This window comes from Mycobacterium sp. 852002-50816_SCH5313054-b (genome assembly GCF_001667185.1).
Lineage (GTDB): Bacteria > Actinomycetota > Actinomycetes > Mycobacteriales > Mycobacteriaceae > Mycobacterium.
The window spans coordinates 1-516 of record NZ_LZIC01000028.1; the positions used below are offsets into that span (position 1 = coordinate 1).

Below are 516 nucleotides of genomic sequence, written 5' to 3' on the forward strand. Positions count from 1 at the left end.
CTCGAGCCCGGCATGACGTTGCTCGACATCGGTTGCGGTTGGGGCGGGGCGCTGCAACGGGCGATCGAGAAGTTCGACGTCAACGTCATCGGAATCACGCTCAGCCGCAACCAGTTCGAGTACAGCAAGGCGAGGCTGGCCGGTATCCCGACCGAGCGCAATGTCGAGGTCCGGCTGCAGGGCTGGGAGGAGTTCGACGACAACGTCGATCGGATCGTCAGCATCGGCGCCTTCGAAGCGTTCAAGTCGGTACGCTGGCCCGCGTTTTTCGATCGCGCCTACGACATTCTTCCCCACGACGGCCGAATGTTGCTGCATACGATTCTCGGGCACTCGCAAAAACAGATGCACGAGCGCGGCATCTCGCTGACCATGCGCGACATTCGATTCACGCGATTCATCTACACGGAAATTTTTCCCGGCGGGCAATTGCCGGCGGAGGAAGACATTGTGGAGTTGGCGCCGGCGGCCGGATTTACCGTCGAAAAGGTGCAATTGCTGCGCGAGCACTACGCG

General features: G+C 60.9%; 1 protein-coding gene. It reads left to right on the top strand.

The features are described from left to right. A partial coding sequence (locus A5787_RS04655; RefSeq protein ID WP_156763764.1) for a class I SAM-dependent methyltransferase occupies window positions 1–516 on the top strand: 516 nt, incomplete at both ends.